Source organism: Micromonospora sp. NPDC057141, assembly GCF_042670805.1.
Taxonomy (GTDB): Bacteria; Actinomycetota; Actinomycetes; order Mycobacteriales; family Micromonosporaceae; genus Micromonospora.
This window is the reverse complement of the sequence record NZ_JBHUVA010000058.1, coordinates 25,452-44,050: the sequence shown is the minus strand read 5'-3', so window position 1 is coordinate 44,050 and position 18,599 is coordinate 25,452. Positions and strand designations below refer to the sequence as shown.

Sequence of the window (18,599 nt, the reverse complement as noted above, 5' to 3'; positions counted from 1 at the left end):
GGACTCCGAGTCCAGGCGCAACAAGTGCTCATCCGCCGGCGGCTACCCATCAGGAGTCTGCCGCACCCACCGACCAACTCCCAGAACTCATTAGGGCGCGGGGGAACTTCGGTGCTGCCGCTGAAGAATCACACAGAGTGAAGCCAATCGCACCGGGGTGACCGTGGCCCGCCAGGCCCAGCGCAGGGCGCGACCGAGGGGGCGCAGCAGCAGCCCGTACAGGGCGCGCAGGATGCGCCCGGCGAGCCGCCAGGCGTACCAGCGGCACCAGCAGGCGCGCCACGGGCCGGACCAGCGTCCGGAACACCCAGCCCAGCGGGCGCAGCACCCAGGCGTGCAAGGCCCGGCCCAGCGGGCTGAGTAGCCAGCGGTGCATCGGCGAGCACCGGGTAGTGGTCGGAGGCGTACTCGGTCTCGCCGCCGCGCACGACGACGGAGAAACTCCGCGCCGCCGCTGTGCCGCGTCGGCGCGGTCGGCCCGTCGTCGCCGGGGGCGAGCGCGGAGCCGGCCCACCAGGGTCCTCAGCGACGGGTCGAGGATCAGCCCGCCGACCCCAGTGGTGCGGGGCGACGAGCCCGTTGAACCACCGGGCGGCCTCGTGGTCGGCGTGCTGGAGCGGGCTCCACCGGAAGCGCACCAGCATCAGCCGGGTTTACCCGATCCGGCCGCCCCGTACACCGGGAGGTGGCGCGCCGGGGGTGCCGCCGGGCTGCCACAGGTCCGGCTGGGCCGGCTCGGGCACGCCGATCCGCATCGCCTCCTCCTGCGGCTGCGGCACGCAGAGCCAGAGGGCGCGGGGGCGGATCTCGGCCGCCAGCCGCCGGCCCGGTGCGATGAGGTCCCCGTCGAGCTCGCGCGGCTGGGCCCGGTTGCTGGTGACCTCCACCCGGCGGGCGCGGTAGACCTCCAACCGGGGGACGCTGCCCCGGCGGCGCACCAGCGCCCAGCCCATGGCCAGCCAGTGGCGCAGGGTACGCGGGGTGAGCACCGCGACGTCGAGCCAGCCGTCGTCCGGTTCGGCGTCGGTGAGCAGGGTGACACCGCCCTGGAGGCGGCCGACGTTGGCCACCAGCACCGAGCGGGCGCGGCGGCGCAGCGGCGGCCGGTCGTCGATGCGGATGGTGACCCGCATGGGCCGGTCGCGCAGGTGCCGGGCGGCGCCCATCACGTACGCCGGCCAGCCGATGCGGGCCTTGGTCGTCTCCGAGGTGGCGTCGAGCATCTGGGCGTCGAAGCCCATCCCGGCCATGACGGTGAAGTAGGCGTCCTCGACCGCGCCGACGTCGAGCTGCCGGCGGCCTTGCTCGACGGCCACCTCCAGCCCGGCGGCCAGGTCGGTGGAGAGGCCGAGGTTGGCGGCGAGCAGGTTGCCGGTGCCCTGGGGCAGGACGGCGAGGGCCACGTCGGTGCCGATCAGGGCGCTGACGCAGGACATCACGGTGCCGTCGCCACCGCAGGCGAAGACGACGTCGACCCCGGCGGCGACGGCCTTCTCGGTCTGGCCCCGGCCCGGGTCCTCCGGGGTGGTCTCGAACCACAGCGGTGCCGGCCAGCCGGCCGCGGTGAGCGAGCCGTCGACCGTCTCGCGCAGCTCGTCGACCTCGGCGACCTTCACGGGGTTGACCACCACGGCGGAGCGCAACCCGCCGCCGACGTGCCCGGTCGAACGCGTGTCCTGCGTCGAACGCGTGTCCTGCTCAGCCTCCACGGTGCCAGTGTGCAGCAATCCGGTCCGGGCGTTCCGTGAGGACTGCGCCGCTGGTTCCGGAGGACCGACCGATCCCCACTCTTCGTCACGTCCCGTTGACCCCGCCTGACCTCCCGCGCCCCCCTTTGCTCTGCACCCACTGCCGCAACACCGCGACAGAGCTAGATCATGGCGCGGGGCGGGGGCGGCCGCACGCAGCGCGTCAGGGCCGAAGGACTCCTCGATCCGGGCGACGATCGGGGCCAGGTCGATGCCGATCTCGCGCCGCGCGGGCCCGCGCCTCGTGGTCGGCCCGCCTGACCACCTCGCGGGCGCGGTCGGTGAACCTGCCGGCTGACCTCCAACGCGTCGGCGATCTCCTGCCAGGACCGGCCCTGGCGTCGGGCGTTGTCCACCTGGACCACCTCCAGCCGTTCGAGGAGCCGACGCAGGGCACGCACGGCGTGCAGGCCGACCCGGGGATCGGTGCTGCCGGCCGCTGCCGCAGTTGACGAACTGCGCGGAGTCCCCGGCCCCATCCAGCGGGGCGGCCCGGCGCGATACCGACCCCGAGGCGGACCGCCGGCGATTACGCTCGGTCGCAGGGATCGAACCCGCCGTGCGCGGCTGCCGGGGGAGGTGAGGCCGGATGACCCCACCCGCCGACGCGCCGGTGGTGGCCGCGCTCGGCTCGCCGCAGACCGCCCTGCAGGTCGCCCGGCTGGCCGCGCGGGAGGCCGCCGGCCACCGCCGCCCGCTCAGCCTGCTGCACGCCTTCAACTGGTCGGCGGCGCTGGAGGCCCCGTCGGTGGTCGGCCCCCGCGCCGAGGCCGAGAAGCTGCTCGAACGGGCCGCTGCAGCGGCGGGCGAGGAGGATCCGGCGGTCCCGGTCAGCGGCGAGATCGTCGAGGGCGCGCCGGTCGCGGTGCTGGTCCGCCGCTCCGAGTCGGCGTTCCTCGTCGTCATCGGCGACGGCGGGATGTCGCGCTGCGGCGCGTGCATTCCCGCCGACGCACCGGCGGTGCAGGTCGCCGCCCGCGCCGGCTGCCCGGTGCTGGTGGTCCGCCCCGAGCCGCCACCGCAGGGCCCCGTCCTCGTCGGCGTCGACGGTTCGGCCAGCTCCCGTACGGCGTTGGCGTTCGCTTTCGGCTGCGCCGCCCGCCGGTCGGCCCGGCTGCTCGCCGTCCGGGTCACCGAGCCACCGCCCAAGGACCGGGCACCCGACGCCGCCGCCCGCCCGCCGGGCGGCCCCGACCGGCGCGACCCGCGCGACCCGCACGCCGAGCTGGCCGAGCTGGTGGACCGGTACGGGCGGCGGCACCCGGAGGTGTCGGCCGAGTGCCACGTCGTCGGCGGCGACCCCGGCCGCGTCATGGTCGAGCAGTCCCGCTCCGCGCAGCTGACCGTGGTCGCCGCCCGGGGCGACGAACCGCTGCGCGGGATGCTCGGCGCGGTCAGCCAGTCGCTGCTCTACCACTCCCCCGCCCCGGTCATCGTCGTGCGTGGACTGGTTTCCACCGCACCGGGCGGGGGATGACGTCCTCCCGTACCGGGACCAACGGCCCTGATCGATTCCCGCCGGCCCGACGAAGCTGGACGTGACCGGGAGAACCCGGCGCCCCGGATGCGAACGTCCCCGATCCGCGAGAGGCTCACGCAGCATGGACACCGCTGTAGACCTGCACAGCCCCCTGACCGAAGACGAGCTGCGCCGGCTGGACGCCTACTGGCGTGCCGCGAACTACCTGACCGTCGGGCAGATCTACCTGCTGGACAACCCGCTGCTGCGTGAACCGCTGCGGCCCGAGCACGTCAAGCCCCGTCTGCTGGGCCACTGGGGCACCAGCCCGGGCCTCAACCTGCTCTACACCCACCTCAACCGGGTCATCGTCAACCGGAAGCTGCCGGCGATCTTCATCACCGGCCCCGGTCACGGCGGCCCCGCCCTGGTGGCCAACACCTGGCTGGAGGGCACCTACAGCGAGCTGTACCACTCGGTGGGCCGCGACGAGACCGGCATGCAGCGGCTGTTCCGCCAGTTCTCCTTCCCCGGCGGCATCCCGAGCCACGTCGCACCGGAGGTGCCGGGTTCGATCCACGAGGGCGGCGAGCTGGGGTACGCGCTGAGCCACGCCTACGGCGCGGCGTTCGACAACCCCGACCTGCTGGTCGCCTGCGTCATCGGCGACGGGGAGGCCGAGACCGGCCCGCTGGCCGGGAGCTGGCTGTCCAACGTCTTCCTCAACCCGGCCCGTGACGGGGCGGTGCTGCCGATCCTGCACCTCAACGGTTACAAGATCGCCAACCCGACGGTGCTGGACCGCATCCCCACCGACGACCTGCTGGACATGATGCGCGGCTTCGGCTACCAGCCGTACGTCGTCGCGGGCGACGACCCGGCCACGGTGCACCGGACCCTCGCCGCCACCCTCGACCGGGCGGTCGACGAGATCGCCGAAATCCAGCGCAAGGCCCGCTCCGGCGGCCCCGTCGAGCGCCCCCGCTGGCCGATGATCATCCTGCGTACGCCGAAGGGCTGGACCGGCCCGGCGGTCGTCGACGGCAAGCAGGTGGAGGGCACGTACCGCGCCCACCAGGTGCCCATCGCCGAGGTGCGCGACAACCCGGAGCACCTGGCGGAGCTGGAGCGCTGGCTGCGCAGCTACCGGCCGGAGGAGCTGTTCGACCCGACCGGCGCGCCCGTCGCCGAGCTGGCGGCGCTGCCGCCGAAGGGCGACCTGCGGATGAGCGCCAACCCGGTCGCCAACGGCGGGCGGGTGCTGCGCGACCTGGAGCTGCCCGACTTCCGCCGGTACGCCGTCGACGTCAAGCAGCCCGGCGAGCCGGCGGTCGGCGCGACCGGCGTGCTCGGCGCGTGGGTCCGCGACATCATCACCGCCAACCCGCACACGTTCCGCCTCTTCGGCCCCGACGAGGTCGCCTCCAACCGGCTCGGCGCGGCCTTCGAGGTCACCGACCGGGCGTTCGTCGCCGGCCGGGTCGACGGCGACGACCATCTCTCCCCCGACGGCCGGGTCATGGAGGTGCTGTCGGAGCACCTGTGCCAGGGCTGGCTGGAGGGCTACCTGCTGACCGGCCGGCACGGCATCTTCACCAGCTACGAGGCGTTCATCCACATCGTCGACTCGATGGTCAACCAGCACGCCAAGTGGCTGAAGGTGACCCGGGCCATCCCGTGGCGGGAGCCGGTGGCGTCGCTGAACTACCTGCTCTCCAGCCACGTGTGGCGGCAGGACCACAACGGCTTCTCGCACCAGGACCCAGGCTTCATCGACCACGTGGTCAACAAGAAGGCCGAGGTGGTCCGGGTCTACCTGCCGCCGGACGCCAACACCCTGCTCTCCACCATGGACCACTGCCTGCGCAGCCGGCACTACATCAACGTGGTGGTGGCCGGCAAGCAGCCCGCCCCGAACTGGCTGACCATGGACGAGGCCATCCAGCACTGCCGGCGCGGCCTGGGCATCTGGGACTGGGCCAGCACCGACGACGGCGAGGAGCCGGACGTGGTGCTCGGCTGCGCCGGGGACGTGCCGACGCTGGAGACCCTGGCCGCCGCCGACCTGCTGCGCCAGCGGCTGCCCGAGCTGAAGGTGCGGGTGGTCAACGTGGTCGACCTGATGCGGCTCCAGCCGCCGTCGGAGCACCCGCACGGCCTGCCGGACAACGAGTTCGACACCATCTTCACCCGCGACAAGCCGATCATCTTCGCCTACCACGGCTACCCGTGGCTGATCCACCGGCTCACCTACCGGCGCGCCAACCACGACAACCTGCACGTGCGCGGGTACAAGGAGGAGGGCACCACCACCACGCCGTTCGACATGGTGATGCTCAACGACCTGGACCGGTTCCACCTGGTCATCGACGTGATCGACCGGGTGCCGGGGCTGGCCGCGCGCGCCGCCCACCTCCGCCAGGAGATGGTGGACGCCCGCCAGGCCTGCCGCGACCACACCCGGCGGTACGGCTCCGACGACCCCCGGGTGGTCGAGTGGCGGTGGATCCGGGAGACCGACACCGAGCTGAGGAGCGGAGAATGAGCGGCAAGGAGATCCTCGTCGGCTACGACGGTTCCGCCGACGCCACGGTCGCGCTCGACTGGGCGCTCGACGAGGCGGAGCACAGCGGCCGGCCGGTCCGCCTGGCGTACGTCTTCGAGTGGGTGACCGTGGCCGGCTGGGTCGGCCCCGGCGTGGCCCCCGGGATCTGGCCCGACGAGACCGCCCGCCGGCAGGTCGAGGAGCTGGTCGCCAAGGCCGCCGCCGACGCCGCCGCCGCGCGGCCCACGGTGACCGTGCACGGGGAGGTGTTCGACGGGCCGCCGGCGCTGGTGCTGGAGGAACGCTCCGCCGAGGCGGGCCTGCTGGTGCTCGGCAGCCGCGGTCACGGCGGGTTCGGCGGCCTGCTCGCCGGCTCCACCGCCGTGTCGGTGACCGCCCACGCGCACTGCCCGGTGGTGGTGGTCCGCGACGGCGACACCCCCGCCGGGCGTACGGGCCGGGTGGTGGCGGGGGTCGACGGGTCGGAGACCTCCCTGCTGGCCCTCGGGTTCGCCGTCGAGCGGGCCGCCCAGCGGGGCGTGCCCCTGCACGTGGTGCGGGCCTGGGAGCCGTCGGCCGACCGGGGCCTGAGCGCCGACGACGCGGCGGCGGCGGAACGGGCGGCGCTGGACGAGCCGCTGGCCCGGTGGCGGGAGACGTTCCCGGACGTCGCGGTGACCGTGGACGTGGTGACCGGCCGTCCGGCCGGCGCGCTGGTCGAGGCGAGCCGGGACGCCCAGCTCGTGGTGGTCGGCAGCCGGGGCCGGGGCGGGCTACGCGGAATGCTGCTCGGCTCGGTCGGCCAGCAGCTCCTCCACCACGCCCACTGCCCGGTGGCGGTGGTCCGCGAACGCTGAGCGCAGCTCAGTCGGGGAGGGAGAAGTAGTCCTCTTCCTCCTGGGCCAGGTGCAGGCGCAGGACGGCGTCGAGGCCGTACAGCGCGGCGAGCAGGTCGGTGACCTGGTCGCCGCGCAGCGGCCCCGCGCCGGCCTGGGCGAGGTGCCCGCCGATCCGGTCGACCAGCTGACGGATCTCCACGTGCCCACGGCTCATCGTCGAGGTCGCCTCGGCGCTGCCCAGCGGCCTGGCCAGCGCCGGGTAGAGCTGCCGTTCCTCGGCGGCCTCGTGCGGCAGCACCCGCCCGGTGAGCCGCCGGTGCACCTCGCGCAGGGCGGGCAGGCAGTCCGGCGAGTCCGGTGCGGTGGCGACCAGGTCGGCGGTGTCGCGCAGGGCGGCGAGCACGTCGCGGATCGCGGCGTGCTCGCCGGCGTACCGGTCGAGCAGTTCCCGGGTGTCCGGCGGGACGTCCCGGCGGCGCAGCCCGCCGCCGAGGGCCCGCAGCGCGTTGAGGATCACCACGACGTCGATGCCCTCCTGGAGGAACGCCCCGGCCACCGGCGGCAGCTTCCCGGCCGCCGCGACCAGCATCGCCGCCACGGCCAGCGCCATCCCGGCGACGGCGCTCTGGGTGGCGATGCGGCGGGCGTGCCGGGCGATCTCCACGGCGTCGGCGAGCCGGTCGAGCCGGTCCACGGTGAGCACCGCGTCGGCGACGTCGGCGGAGGCGGTCGCCCCGGTGGCCCCCATCGCCACCCCGACGTGCGCCTCGGCCAGCGCGGGGGCGTCGTTCACGCCGTCGCCGACCATCACGGTGACGGCCCGGCGGGACTCCTCGCGGACCCGGGCGGTCTTCTCCTGCGGCGTGCACCGGGCCAGCACGTCGTCGACTCCGACGGCCTGCGCGACCTGGTCGGCGGTGGCGGGCCGGTCGCCGGTGACCATGATCAGCCGGGTCAGGCCGGCCTCGCGCAGCCGCCGGACGGTCCGGCGGGCGTCGGGGCGGACCGGGTCCTCCAGCAGGATCGCCCCGAGCGGCGCCCGCTCGTCGCTGACCCAGACGACGGACCGGCCGGCCAGCTCGGCGCGCTCGGCGGCCCGGGCCGCCCACTGCGGCGGCTCCCCGCCGAGCTGGCCGACCCGGACCAGCCGCCCGTCGACCCGGCCGGTGACCCCGCGCCCCGGTTCCTCGGTGACGTCGGTCGGGTCGGCCAACCGCAGGCCCCGCTCCCGGGCCTGCCGGACCAGGGCGGCGGCGAGCACGTGCGGGGAGAGCTGCTCCACGGAGGCGGCCAGCCGCAGCACCTCGTCCCGGTCGCCGCCGGGGGCGACCACCGTCTCGGCGGCCCGGGGCCGGCCGGCGGTGAGCGTGCCGGTCTTGTCGACCAGCAGGGTGCGGGCCCGGCCCAGCAGCTCCAGCGAGCCGCCGTCGCGGACCAGCACCCCGCGCCGGGCCACCCGGGACAGCCCGGAGACGATCGCGATGGGGGTGGCCAGCAGCAGCGGGCAGGGGGTGGCCACCACCAGCACCGCCACGGCCCGCACGAACTCGCCGGAGAGCCACCAGCCCAGCCCGGCCAGGGCCAGGGTGAACGGCACGAACGCCGCCGCGTACCGGTCGGCGAGGCGGACCATCGGGGCCTTGCGCGCGGTGGCCTCCTCGGCGAGCCGGACGATTCCCGCGTACGTGCTGGCCGCCGCGCTCTTCGTCGCCCGCAGCCCGAACCCGGCCCCGGCGTTGGCCACGCCGCTGGCCACCTGCTCGCCGGCCGCCCGCTGCACCAGCCGGGACTCGCCGGTGACCACCGACTCGTCGAGGGTGGCGGCCTCCTCGACGGTCCCGTCGACCGGCACCACGTCGCCGGGGCCGACCACCAGCCGGTCGCCGGCCGCGACCCGGTCCAGCGGGACCGTCTCGATGCCGCCGCCGGGGATCCGCCGCCGCGCCGTGCGCGGGGCCCGTTCCAGCAGGGCGCGCAGGTCGCGGGTCGCCCTGCGCTGGGCGTACGCCTCCAGCGCCCGGCCGGTGGCCAGCATCAGCGCGATCACCGCGCCCGCCAGGTACTCCCCGACGACGAGCGCGCCGGCCAGCGCGAGGACGGCGATGACGTCCACCCCGAACTGCCGCCGCCACAGCCGGCGCAGCATGGACCAGGCCGCCGGGGCCAGCGCGGCCACGGTCGTCGCCGCCCAGAGCCAGTCCGCCACGGTGCGCAGGCCGGCGAGCCACAGCCCCGCCCCGGCCAGCACGGCCAGCGTCAGCGCGGCCAGCGGCGCCCACTGGAGCGCGTGCGTCCAGCGCCGCCCCACCGGCCGCTCCGGTACGCACTCCCGCGCCTCGGTGCCCACCTGCGGATCCTCTCAACGGGCGGAGTCGACGAGGAGGCCAACGACCGAATCATCCCCTCGGCCTGTCATGATCGGCGGAGGCGAACTGCCCGGGCGGTACGGGACCTGCGTACCGTGCGGGCGGGGAGCCTGTGCCGCAGGATGGAGCGGCAACCCCGCCCGGGGCACCGTGCGGTGGGGCACGATGGGCTGAGACGAAAGGTCGTGACGATGAGCCACGAGACGCCGGCGACGGACCGCCCGCTGACCACCGCGCTCGCGGAGGCCGCCGCGACGGCCGGCCACGCGCCCTCGGTGCACAACACCCAGCCGTGGCGCTGGCGGGTGCTGCCCGACGCGCTGGAGCTGCGCGTGGTGCGGGACCGCCAGCTCGCCGCCACCGACCCGGAGGGCCGGCTGCTGGCGCTGAGCTGCGGCGCGGCGCTGCACCACGCCCGGGTGGCCCTCGCCGCCGAGGGCTGGGCGTTCGTGGTCGAGCGGCTGCCCGACCCGGGCGACGCGGAGCTGCTGGCGCGGCTCACCGACCTCAAGCGCGTCGAGGCCGACCCCGACGCCATGCACGTGGTGCAGTGCATGCAGGTGCGGCACACCGACCGGCGCCCGGTCAGCGACGAGCCGGTGCCGACGGCCGCGCTCGGCGACATCGCCGCTGCGGTCGCCGCCGAGGGCGCACAGCTTCAGGTGCTCAACTCCGACCAGGTGATGGACCTGGCCGCCGCGGCCTCGCACGCCGGCTCGGTGGAGGCGGAGGATTCGCAGCTGCGCGAGGAGCTGGACTACTGGACGAGCCGGGTGGGCACCGGCACGGGCCTGCCGCCGGAGGTGCTGCCCGAGCAGTCGCAGCAGACCACCGTGCCGGGCCGGGACTTCGGCCGGCCGGGCACCCTGCCGGTCGGGCCGGGCCACGACCGGGCGGCGGCGTACGGGGTGCTCTACGGCGACGAGGACGAGCCGGACAGCTGGCTGCGGGCCGGCGAGGCGCTGTCGGCGGGGTGGCTGACGGCGACCCGGCTGGGCGTGTCGATGGTGCCGCTGTCGGGCGTCGTCGAGGTGGAGGGCACCCGGCAGACGCTGCGGCAGGTGCTCGCCGGCCTCGGTTACCCGTACCTGGTGCTGCGGATGGGGATCGCGGACCCGGCGCACGCGGGCCCGCCGCACACCCCCCGGCTCCCCACGGAGCAGGTCGTCGACACCTCCGCCGTGGGCGGCCAGGGCGCGTGATCAAGCGGCCGGGACGGGTGATCGGGGCTGTGCCGGTTCGGTCACCGGGCGATAACATCGCCGGGTGAACGCACCGAACCCGAGGAATGAGCCCGTCACCCCGTCGCTGGGGCTGAGCCCGCTGTCCCGGGTCCGGCTCGACGAGCTGCTCCAGGAGATGCTGGACCGGGTCGGCGAGGTGGTCACCAGCCGGGAGCGGCTACGGGCGCTGCTCGACGCGGTGGTCGGCATCGGCACCGACCTGGACCTGCACAGCACCCTGCAACGGATCGTGCAGTCGGCGTGTGAGCTGGTCGGCGCGAAGTACGGCGCGCTCGGGGTGATCGGCCCCGACCGGCTGCTGCACGACTTCATCACTCACGGCATCGACCCGGCGCTGCACGCGAAGATCGGCGACCTGCCGCACGGGCGGGGCGTGCTCGGCCTGCTGATCGACGAGCCCCGCGCCATGCGGATGCCCGACATCACCAAGCATCCGAGGTCGTTCGGCTTCCCGCCGCACCACCCGCCGATGCACAGCTTCCTGGGGGTGCCGGTGCGCATCCGCGACCAGGTCTTCGGCAACCTCTACCTGGCCGAGAAGCAGGGCGCGGCCGAGTTCACCGAGGACGACGAGGAGATCGTGGTGGCGTTGGCCGCCGCGGCCGGCGTGGCGATCGAGAACGCCCGGCTGTATGCGCTGGCCCACCGCCGGGAGCGCTGGTTGGCCGCCACCGCCGAGATCACCTCGGTGCTGCTGGGCGAGGTGCGGCGCACCGACGCGCTGACCCTGGTGGCCCGGCGGGCCCGGGAGATCGCCGAGGCGGAGCTGGCCGTGGTGCTGCTCTACGACGAGGACGCCGGCCAGTTCACCGTCGAGGTGGTCGACGGCGCCGACGAGCCGGCCGAGGGGCTGGTGGGTGCGATGCTGCCGGCGGGCGAGACCAGCTTCGCCGGGTCGGTCACCGAGCGGCGGCACACGCTGGTGGAGAACCTGGCCGAGGCCGCTCCCTGGCCGACGCCGGTGACCGCCGGGCCGGCGGTGGTCTCCCCGCTGGCCGCCGCCGACACGCTGCACGGCGTGCTGGTGATCGCCTACGAGCCGGACCGGGGCGGCGCGACCGACGACGACGTCGCCCTGCTCGGCAGCTTCGCCGGGCAGGCCGCGCTGGCCATGGAGCGGGCCCGGGGGCAGGAGGAGCGGGAGCTGCTGGTGGTCCTGGAGGACCGCGAGCGCATCGCCCGGGACCTGCACGACGTGGTGATCCAGCGGCTGTTCGCCACCGGCCTGCAGTTGCAGAGCGGCGCGATGAACGCCCGGCCCGAGGTGGCCAAGCGGATCAACGCGGCCGTCGACGACCTCGACGCCACGATCCGGGACATCCGCCGCACGATCTTCGAGCTGCGTACCCCGATGAGCGCGGCGCTGCGCACCGAGATCCGCGAGGCGGTCGACGTGGCCGCCGGATCGCTGGGCTTCCGGCCGTCGCTGGAGCTGACCGGCCCGATCGACAGCGCCGTGCCCGAGCCGGTCCGCCCCGACCTCACGGCCGTGCTGCGCGAGGCGCTGTCCAACGCGGTACGCCACGCCGAGGCCAGCCGGGTCGCGGTGGGGGTGCGGGTCGAGGGTGGCTGGGTCACGGTCACGGTCGCCGACAACGGCAGGGGCTGTGACCCGGCCGCCGCGCGGGGCGGCCTGGTGAACCTGCGCGAACGCGCCGAGCGCCACGGCGGCGAGTTCGAGGTACGCCCGGCGACCCCCCACGGCACCGAGCTGCGCTGGACGGCCCCGCTGCGCGACGACTGACCCGACGGCACGACTGGCTCGGCGGCACGACTGGCTCGGCGGCCGGTCAGTGGGCCTTGCCGAGGAGGCGGGTGGCCAGGACGGCCGCCTGGGTGCGCCGTTCCAGGCCCAGCTTGGCCAGCACGCTGGAGACGTAGTTCTTCACGGTCTTCTCAGCGAGGAACATCTTGCCGGCGATCTCCCGGTTGGTCAGCCCCTCGGCGACGTACTCCAGGATGCGCCGCTCCTGCTCGGTGAGGGTCTTCAGCTCGCGGGGCTGCTCCACGCCGCTGCGGATGCGCTCCAGCACCCGGGTGGTGATCGCCGGGTCGAGCAGGGACTGGCCGGCGGCGACCCGGCGCACCGCGTCGACCAGGTCGGTGCCGCGGATCTGCTTGAGCACGTAGCCCGACGCGCCGGCCATGATGGCCGCGAACAGCGCCTCGTCGTCCTCGTACGAGGTGAGGATCAGGCCCTTGATCGACGAGTCGACGGCGCGGATGTCCCGACACACGTCGATGCCGTTGCCGTCGGGCAGCCGGGCGTCGAGGATCGCCACGTCGGGCCGCAGGGCGGGGATGCGGCGGGCCGCCTCCTGGGCGGAGCCCGACTCCCCCACCACCTCAATGTCGCCGCTGCTGGTGAGCAGGTCGGCAAGGCCACGACGGACGACCTCGTGGTCGTCGAGCAGGAACACCCGGATCATCCCTCGTTTCTACCCCTCGGGCTGGGCGCCCGCACGGGCCGAAGGTCCCTACCGCCCCCGCGTGGCGATGGGCTGGGGGTCCCGGGGCAGACGGGACGTCCGGCCCTGCCCGGCGACCGCCCTGGTCACGCACCGTGGAAGGGAACCAGACGGGGGCGGCACGACTGCCACGGGAGGATCATGATGGAGACCGGTTTCACCGTCGAGCAGCTCAGGGCCGCCACCGCCGACGCCGTGCGGGCCCCGTCGCTGCACAACAGCCAGCCGTGGCGGTTCCGGCTGCGCGACGGCGGCATCGAGTTGCTGCTGGACCGCGAGCGCCGGCTGCCGGCGACCGACCCGAGCGGCTGGGGCGCCCGGATCGCCTGCGGGGCGGCCCTGTTCAACCTGCGGCTGTCGCTGGCCGTGGCCGGCACCCCGGCGACGGTGCGGCTACGCCCGTACCCGGCGGAGCCCGACGTGCTGGCCCGGCTGACCCCGGACATGCCGCGCCGGCCCACCCCGGCCGAGCAGGTCCTGTACGGCGCCATCCCGCGCCGGTTCAGCAACCGGGCCCCGTTCTGGCCCGACCCGGTGCCCGCCGACGCCCGGTGGCGGCTCGGCGAGGCGGCCCGCGCCGAGCAGGGCTGGCTGGAGCTGGTGATCGGGGTGAGCGCGGTCAACGCGTTCGCCGAGGTCGCCCGCAGCGCCAACCGGGTGCTGGAGCGCGACCCCGCCTACCGGGCCGAGCTGGCCGAGTGGGTGCGCAACGCGCCCGCCCCGGACGGGGTACCGGCCGCCGCCGGGGGCCCGCTGGGCGAGCCGCAGGACCTGCTGCCCAGCCGGGGCTTCGGTGGGCACAGCCGGGCGCCGGGGCGGGACTTCGAGCCGGAGCCCCTGGTGGCGGTGCTCGGCACGGCCGGCAACACCACCACCGACCAGGTCGTGGCCGGGCAGGCCCTGCAACGGGTGCTGCTCACCGCCACCGACGCCGGGCTGGGCGTGTCGATGATGTCCCAGCCGATCGAGGTGCCGGGGGCACGGGAGGCGCTGCGGCTGTCCCTGGGCCGGTTCGGCACCCCGCAGATGGTGATGCGCGTCGGGTACGGCCAGCCGGGCTCGCCGACCCCCCGCCGCAGCGTCGACGAGGTGCTGGACCTGCCGGTAGTCAACGCGTGAGACGAGGGCGCCGGGGCGCGGGGAAGGGCTGTCGTGTTCTTCTCCGGGTGGGTCAGAGGCACGATCCGCGCCGCCGGGTCAGGCAGGCCGCCCAGGCGTAGGGTGTCGTCCATCGCCTCGCACATCGACGAGGCCGGGCAGAACGCCAGCGCGACCGAATGCCCCTCGAGCTCGATCGTCAGCGCGAGGCGGGCCGGCTGGCACGGCCAGGGCGCGGCGCAGGACCGGCACAGCCAGGCGGGGCGCATCGGCAGGTGCGGGCGGGCCATCAGCGAATCCGCAGGACGATCGCGCGGGCCTCGGCGTCGCCGACCGGCAGGAACCACAGGAACCTCTTGACGATCTCCGGCGGCTCCGGCCCGTCCCGACGCCCGCGCAGAAGTGCCCCGGCCAGGCGGTGACGACACACCCCGCCGTAGGGTGACGGGACGGACACGACCGGTGCGCGTTGGCGCAAGAACACGAGAAGCGGCGGCAACGGCGGCTGCGTGGAGGTCGCCGACAACCTTCCCGGTGTCGCCCTCGTTTGTGACACGAGGGACCGCGACGGCGGCACGTTCGCCTTCAGCCCCACCCAGTGGCAGGGCTTCGTCGGCCTGGCGAAGGCGATCGGCCCCGTCGCCTGACACGTCGCGGGCAGCGCCCCCGGCCGGGTGCCGGGGGCGCTGCGCATTCCGGCTCCTGCGCAAGCGACGACCTAGCCACCGGCCACGAGGGTCGATGCCGTGAATCTTGGACAGTTCCGTCACTCCAGTAACGGTAACTGTCCAAGATCTCCGATTCCCGCCCTGCCGGCGGAGGCGAGACCCAGCCGCCGCCGGGGCGCGCGCTGCGCGTCCCCCGCACACCGTCACAGGCTCCGCGGACCTCCGCGCACTAGTCGTTGAGGATCTGCTCCCGGAGGATGTCGGCGTGCCCGCAGTGCTGGGCGAGTTCGCGCAGCACGTGGAGATACACCCACCGCAGCGGAAGCGGGCCCCGCCGGTTGCCCTGCAGGATGTCGTCCAGGCCCAGGGACGCCGTCGCGCGGCGGGCCGCGTCGCAGGCTTCGCGGTGCGCCTGCTGGATGCTGGCGATCGTGTCGTCGTCGTCGAGAAGGAACGAGTCTTCCGAGGCGGCAGGGAGGCCGAGCTCGACGCGCGACCGGCACGTGACGGCCTCGTCGAACCAGACCTTCTCGACGAAGGTCGCGTGCTTCACCAGGCCCAGCAGCGTGGTACGTGAGGCCACCAACGACCGGCGTGCCTGCTCCTCGGTCAGCCCGTCCAGGCAGCGATTGAGCGCGCTGCGATGCTCGTCGATGAACGCCTCGAACTGGGCACGGGCCGGCTGTGCGACGACCTGGTCGGCGAAGGTGCACGGGTAGGCAGGCATGGGCAGAGCATTCCAGATCGTCGCGGCCCCGGGCGGGGCCCCGGCCGCGACGGTGTTCACCGCCAGCGGATCTGCCGACGGCAGAACCCCCAGCCGGAGGCGTTAAGAAGGGGCCCCTGCTCTACAGAATGCGTTAACGAGGTGCCCTTCCTTACCCCAGTGCGGCGAGGAGTTGCTCGCCGTAGCGGGCGAGCTTGGCCTCGCCGACGCCGTTGACCCGGGCCAGCTCGTCCAGCGTCGACGGCGGGTCGGCGGCGATCTGGCGCAGCGTCGCGTCGTGGAACACCACGTACGCGGGGACGCCCTGCTCCTTGGCGGTGGCCGCCCGCCAGGCGCGCAGCCGCTCGAACACGGGCTCGGCCTCGGCGGGCAGCTCGACGACGGCCGCCGCACCGGGGCGGGACTTCGCCGCCGCCCGCGTCTTCGGTGGCCGGACGGTCTCACGACGCATCGGCACCGGCCGGCGGCGGCCCAGCACCTCGGCGCTGGCGTCGGTGAGCACGAGGGTGCCGTAGTCACCCTCGACGGCGAGCAGGCCCTGAGCGAGCAGCTGCCGCACGACGCCCCGCCACTCGGCCTCGCTCAGCTCCTCGCCGATGCCGAACACGGTGAGCGTGTCGTGGCGGTGCTGGACGACCTTCTCGGTGCGCCGGCCGAGCAGGATGTCGATGCACTGGCCCGCGCCGAACTTCTGGTTGCGTTCGCGGTGCAGCCGCAGCACCGTCGACAGCAGCTTCTGGGCGGCGATCGTGCCGTCCCACGACTCGGGCGGCTCCAGGCAGGTGTCGCAGTTGCCGCACGGCCCGCCGCCGTCCTGGCCGAAGTAGCTCAGCAGCCGCACCCGGCGGCACTCGACGGTCTCGCAGAGGGCGAGCATGGCGTCGAGGTGGGCGGCGAGCACCCGCCGGTGCGCCGCGTCGCCCTCCGAGGAGTCGATCATCTTGCGCTGCTGCACCACGTCCTGCAACCCGTACGCCAGCCAGGCCGTCGACGGTTGACCGTCGCGGCCGGCGCGGCCGGTCTCCTGGTAGTAGCCCTCCACGGAGCGGGGCAGGTCGAGGTGGGCGACGAACCGCACGTCGGGCTTGTCGATGCCCATGCCGAAGGCGATGGTGGCGACCATGACCAGGCCGTCTTCGCGCAGGAACCGCTTCTGGTGGGTGGCGCGGGTGGCCGCGTCGAGCCCCGCGTGGTAGGGCAGCGCGGCGACGCCGTTGGCGACGAGGAACTCGGCGGTCTTGTCGACGGAGGCGCGGGAGAGGCAGTAGACGATGCCGGCGTCGCCGGGGTGCTCGGTGCGGATCAGGTCGAGCAGCTGCCTGCGGGGCTCCCGCTTCGGCGCGATCCGGTACTGGATGTTGGGCCGGTCGAAGCTGGCCACGAAGTGCCGGGCGTCGGTGAGGTTGAGCCGGGTGGCGATCTCGGTGGCCGTGGCGGCGGTGGCCGTGGCGGTGAGCGCGATGCGGGGCACGGCGGGCCAGCGCTCGTGCAGCATCGACAGCGCGAGATAGTCGGGGCGGAAGTCGTGGCCCCACTGGGCCACGCAGTGCGCCTCGTCGATGGCGAACAGCGCGATCCGGCCGCGCTCCAGCAGCCGCAGCGTGCCCCCGCTGCCCAGCGCCTCGGGGGCGAGGTAGAGCAGGTCCAACTCGCCGGCGACGAACTGCGCCTCCACGAGGCGGCGGGCGTCGGGGTCGAGGGTGGAGTTGAGGAAGCCGGCCCGCACCCCGACGGCGGTGAGCGCGTCCACCTGGTCCTGCATGAGGGCGATCAGCGGGGAGACGACCACCGCGACGCCGTCGCGCACCAGAGCGGGGATCTGGTAGCACAGCGACTTGCCGCCGCCGGTCGGCATCAGGACCAGGGCGTCGCCGCCGCCGACCACGTGGTCGATGATCTCCTGCTGCTCGCCCCGGAAGGCGTCGTAGCCGAAGACCCGCCGGAGCACCGCCAGCGGGGTCTCGGCAAGCGTGTCGGTGGGGGAGGTCATCCGCGGAGTCTACGGGCCGCCACCGACACCGGTCGAAACCGGTCTTACCCGGCCAGGCCGGCCGTGCCATCACCGCGCGGACAGCACCCGGGGGCCCAGCATCTCGCACGCGAGCAGCGCCACCTCCATGTCGATGCGTCCCTCGGAGATGGGCTGGCCGCGCAGTTCCTCGGCGCGCTGCACCCGGTAGTGGACGGTGTTCTTGTGTACGTGCAGCAACGCGGCCGCCGCCGTGTAACTGCCCCCGCAGGCCAGCAGCGCACGTACGGTCTGCCGCAGCCGGGCCGTGCCCTCGCTGTCCTCGGCGAGGTCTCCGAGCACGCGCCGCACCCACACCCGCAGCACCGTCGGGTGGTCGGTGAGCAGTGCCGCCACGGCCACGTCGTCGAACCGGACGATCTGCTGATGCGCCTGGGGCGCGGCCTGCACCACCGCGCGGGCGCGCAGCGCCTCCCGGTGGCTCTGCCGGAAGCCGGCCAGTCCGGGCGCGGGCGCGCCGAGGGTGATCCGCACCCCGGCGGCGTGGACCAGCCGGCCGCTCAACGCGCCGACGTCGACCGGCGCCCGCCTGCGCGAGGTCGCCCAGGCCCACAGCGTCGCGTCGTCCACCGCCACGGTCACCACCGACGGCCCCAGGCACTCGGCGAGCATCCGCCTCGCCGAGGCCAGGCAGGCGGCCGGGTCGGCCGCGTCGGCGTCGACCCAACCGACGGCGGCCACGTGCCAGTCGCCCAGCGCCACCCCGATGAGGTCCTGCGCCGAGCGGGTGCTCAGCGACTCGTTGTCCAGCACGATCCGCAGTTGGGCCGTGCGCGCGGCGTCGGTGCGGCCGTCCCAGCGCCGCCGCTCGGACTCGTAGATCTCGACCAGCGACTCGGCGACCCGGTCGATGTACACGTCGGTGCGCAGCACGAGGCGGTCGGTGGCCACGGCGAGTTCGCCCGGGCCGGTGTCTGCCCCGGGGAGCGCGGCCACCTCGGCGAGCGCGGCCACGCCCCAGCGGACGAACCGGTTGTGCCCGATCCGGTACGCGCGCAGCAGCGCCTCCAGGGACAGCCCGTGCTGGGCGAAGCGGCGCGCGTACTCGGCGGCGGCCGGCGGCACCGTGATGCTCTCCTCGGGGATCTTGTGCGCGAGCAGCGCGACGATCGCCTCGAGGTTGGCGGTCGTGCTGGCGACCATCAGCCGCTGCACCGCGTCGTCGTGCCGGAACTCCGGGATGGCCTCGATGAAGTGGTCGGTCATCTCGGGCACGAGCGACGGCAGGCGGGCCTCGATGCGGCGCGCCGCCTCCGCGACCAACTCCTCGATGATCACGGTCACTGAGCGTACTCGTCCGTCCGCGTCCTGGACTTGGTCCGCCAGCACAGTCACCCCCGCCGACTTCGTAGCAGGAAACCATGGCGCAGATCACACCAACACACGGATCCTCGCTGTAACTCACGAA

13 protein-coding genes and 2 pseudogenes are annotated in these 18,599 nt (G+C 74.6%); 7 read left to right on the top strand and 8 right to left on the bottom strand.

Annotation, left to right across the window (positions count from 1 at the left end):
* Positions 1-653 precede the first annotated feature (653 nt).
* Together ACFT41_RS23850 and ACFT41_RS23845 are read right to left on the bottom strand one after the other, a co-directional pair.
* Complete coding sequence (locus tag ACFT41_RS23850; protein ID WP_377590199.1) at positions 654-1,643, bottom strand: diacylglycerol/lipid kinase family protein; 990 nt, start codon at positions 1,641-1,643, stop codon at positions 654-656.
* Between the two features lie 350 nt (positions 1,644-1,993).
* Positions 1,994-2,227, bottom strand: a pseudogene (locus ACFT41_RS23845) (hypothetical protein); the annotation flags it as partial.
* A 110-nt stretch (positions 2,228-2,337) separates the two neighbouring features.
* Between ACFT41_RS23845 and ACFT41_RS23840 the strand changes: the two are divergent.
* The 3 genes from ACFT41_RS23840 to ACFT41_RS23830 all read left to right on the top strand — a co-directional run bounded on the left by ACFT41_RS23840 (position 2,338) and on the right by ACFT41_RS23830 (position 6,609).
* Positions 2,338-3,225, top strand: a complete 888-nt coding sequence (locus tag ACFT41_RS23840; RefSeq protein WP_377590194.1) for a universal stress protein — start codon at positions 2,338-2,340, stop codon at positions 3,223-3,225.
* A gap of 124 nt (positions 3,226-3,349) precedes the next feature.
* The gene (locus ACFT41_RS23835) at positions 3,350-5,752 is read left to right on the top strand and encodes a phosphoketolase (RefSeq protein ID WP_377590196.1); all 2,403 of its coding nucleotides are present in this window, start codon (positions 3,350-3,352) and stop codon (positions 5,750-5,752) included.
* The gene (locus ACFT41_RS23830) at positions 5,749-6,609 is read left to right on the top strand and encodes a universal stress protein (RefSeq protein WP_377590198.1); all 861 of its coding nucleotides are present in this window, start codon (positions 5,749-5,751) and stop codon (positions 6,607-6,609) included. Before ACFT41_RS23835 ends, ACFT41_RS23830 begins: the two co-directional genes overlap by 4 nt.
* Before the next feature lie 7 nt (positions 6,610-6,616).
* Here the strand turns inward: ACFT41_RS23830 and ACFT41_RS23825 are convergent, their stop codons facing one another.
* A complete protein-coding gene (locus ACFT41_RS23825) occupies positions 6,617-8,938 on the bottom strand; it encodes a heavy metal translocating P-type ATPase (protein WP_377613993.1) in 2,322 nt (773 codons plus the stop codon).
* A 210-nt stretch (positions 8,939-9,148) separates the two neighbouring features.
* Between ACFT41_RS23825 and ACFT41_RS23820 the strand changes: the two genes are divergently transcribed.
* Both ACFT41_RS23820 and ACFT41_RS23815 read left to right on the top strand, forming a co-directional pair.
* Positions 9,149-10,159, top strand: a complete 1,011-nt coding sequence (locus ACFT41_RS23820) for an Acg family FMN-binding oxidoreductase (protein WP_377588149.1) — start codon at positions 9,149-9,151, stop codon at positions 10,157-10,159.
* A 112-nt stretch (positions 10,160-10,271) separates the two neighbouring features.
* Positions 10,272-11,945 carry a GAF domain-containing protein gene (locus ACFT41_RS23815; protein ID WP_377588152.1) on the top strand — a complete coding sequence of 558 codons (1,674 nt, stop codon included), beginning with the start codon at positions 10,272-10,274 and terminating at the stop codon, positions 11,943-11,945.
* Positions 11,946-11,991: 46 nt separating this feature from the next.
* Here ACFT41_RS23815 and ACFT41_RS23810 read toward each other — a convergent pair whose 3' ends face one another.
* Positions 11,992-12,630, bottom strand: coding sequence for a response regulator (locus ACFT41_RS23810; RefSeq protein WP_377588148.1), 639 nt, complete (start codon positions 12,628-12,630; stop codon positions 11,992-11,994).
* A gap of 183 nt (positions 12,631-12,813) precedes the next feature.
* Here ACFT41_RS23810 and ACFT41_RS23805 point away from each other — a divergent pair, with 183 nt between their 5' ends.
* Positions 12,814-13,788 carry an Acg family FMN-binding oxidoreductase gene (locus ACFT41_RS23805; protein WP_377588151.1) on the top strand — a complete coding sequence of 325 codons (975 nt, stop codon included), beginning with the start codon at positions 12,814-12,816 and terminating at the stop codon, positions 13,786-13,788.
* A gap of 268 nt (positions 13,789-14,056) precedes the next feature.
* Here ACFT41_RS23805 and ACFT41_RS23800 read toward each other — a convergent pair whose 3' ends face one another.
* Positions 14,057-14,197 (bottom strand): hypothetical protein, encoded by a 141-nt coding sequence (locus tag ACFT41_RS23800; RefSeq protein WP_377588147.1) that lies wholly within the window; start codon positions 14,195-14,197, stop codon positions 14,057-14,059.
* 28 nt (positions 14,198-14,225) lie between these two features.
* On the opposite strand from ACFT41_RS23800, the pseudogene ACFT41_RS23795 reads away from it, so the two are divergent.
* Positions 14,226-14,414, top strand: a pseudogene (locus ACFT41_RS23795) (DUF397 domain-containing protein); the annotation flags it as partial.
* A gap of 250 nt (positions 14,415-14,664) precedes the next feature.
* Here ACFT41_RS23795 and ACFT41_RS23790 read toward each other — a convergent pair.
* From ACFT41_RS23790 to ACFT41_RS23780, 3 genes are all read right to left on the bottom strand, one after another.
* Entirely contained in the window at positions 14,665-15,162 is a 498-nt protein-coding gene (locus ACFT41_RS23790) for a DinB family protein (RefSeq protein WP_377588146.1), read from the bottom strand.
* Positions 15,163-15,313: 151 nt separating this feature from the next.
* Entirely contained in the window at positions 15,314-17,152 is a 1,839-nt protein-coding gene (gene recQ / locus ACFT41_RS23785) for a DNA helicase RecQ (protein ID WP_377588145.1), read from the bottom strand.
* A 69-nt stretch (positions 17,153-17,221) separates the two neighbouring features.
* Complete coding sequence (locus tag ACFT41_RS23780) at positions 17,222-18,475, bottom strand: PucR family transcriptional regulator (RefSeq protein WP_377588144.1); 1,254 nt, start codon at positions 18,473-18,475, stop codon at positions 17,222-17,224.
* Between the last annotated feature and the right edge of the window lie 124 nt (positions 18,476-18,599).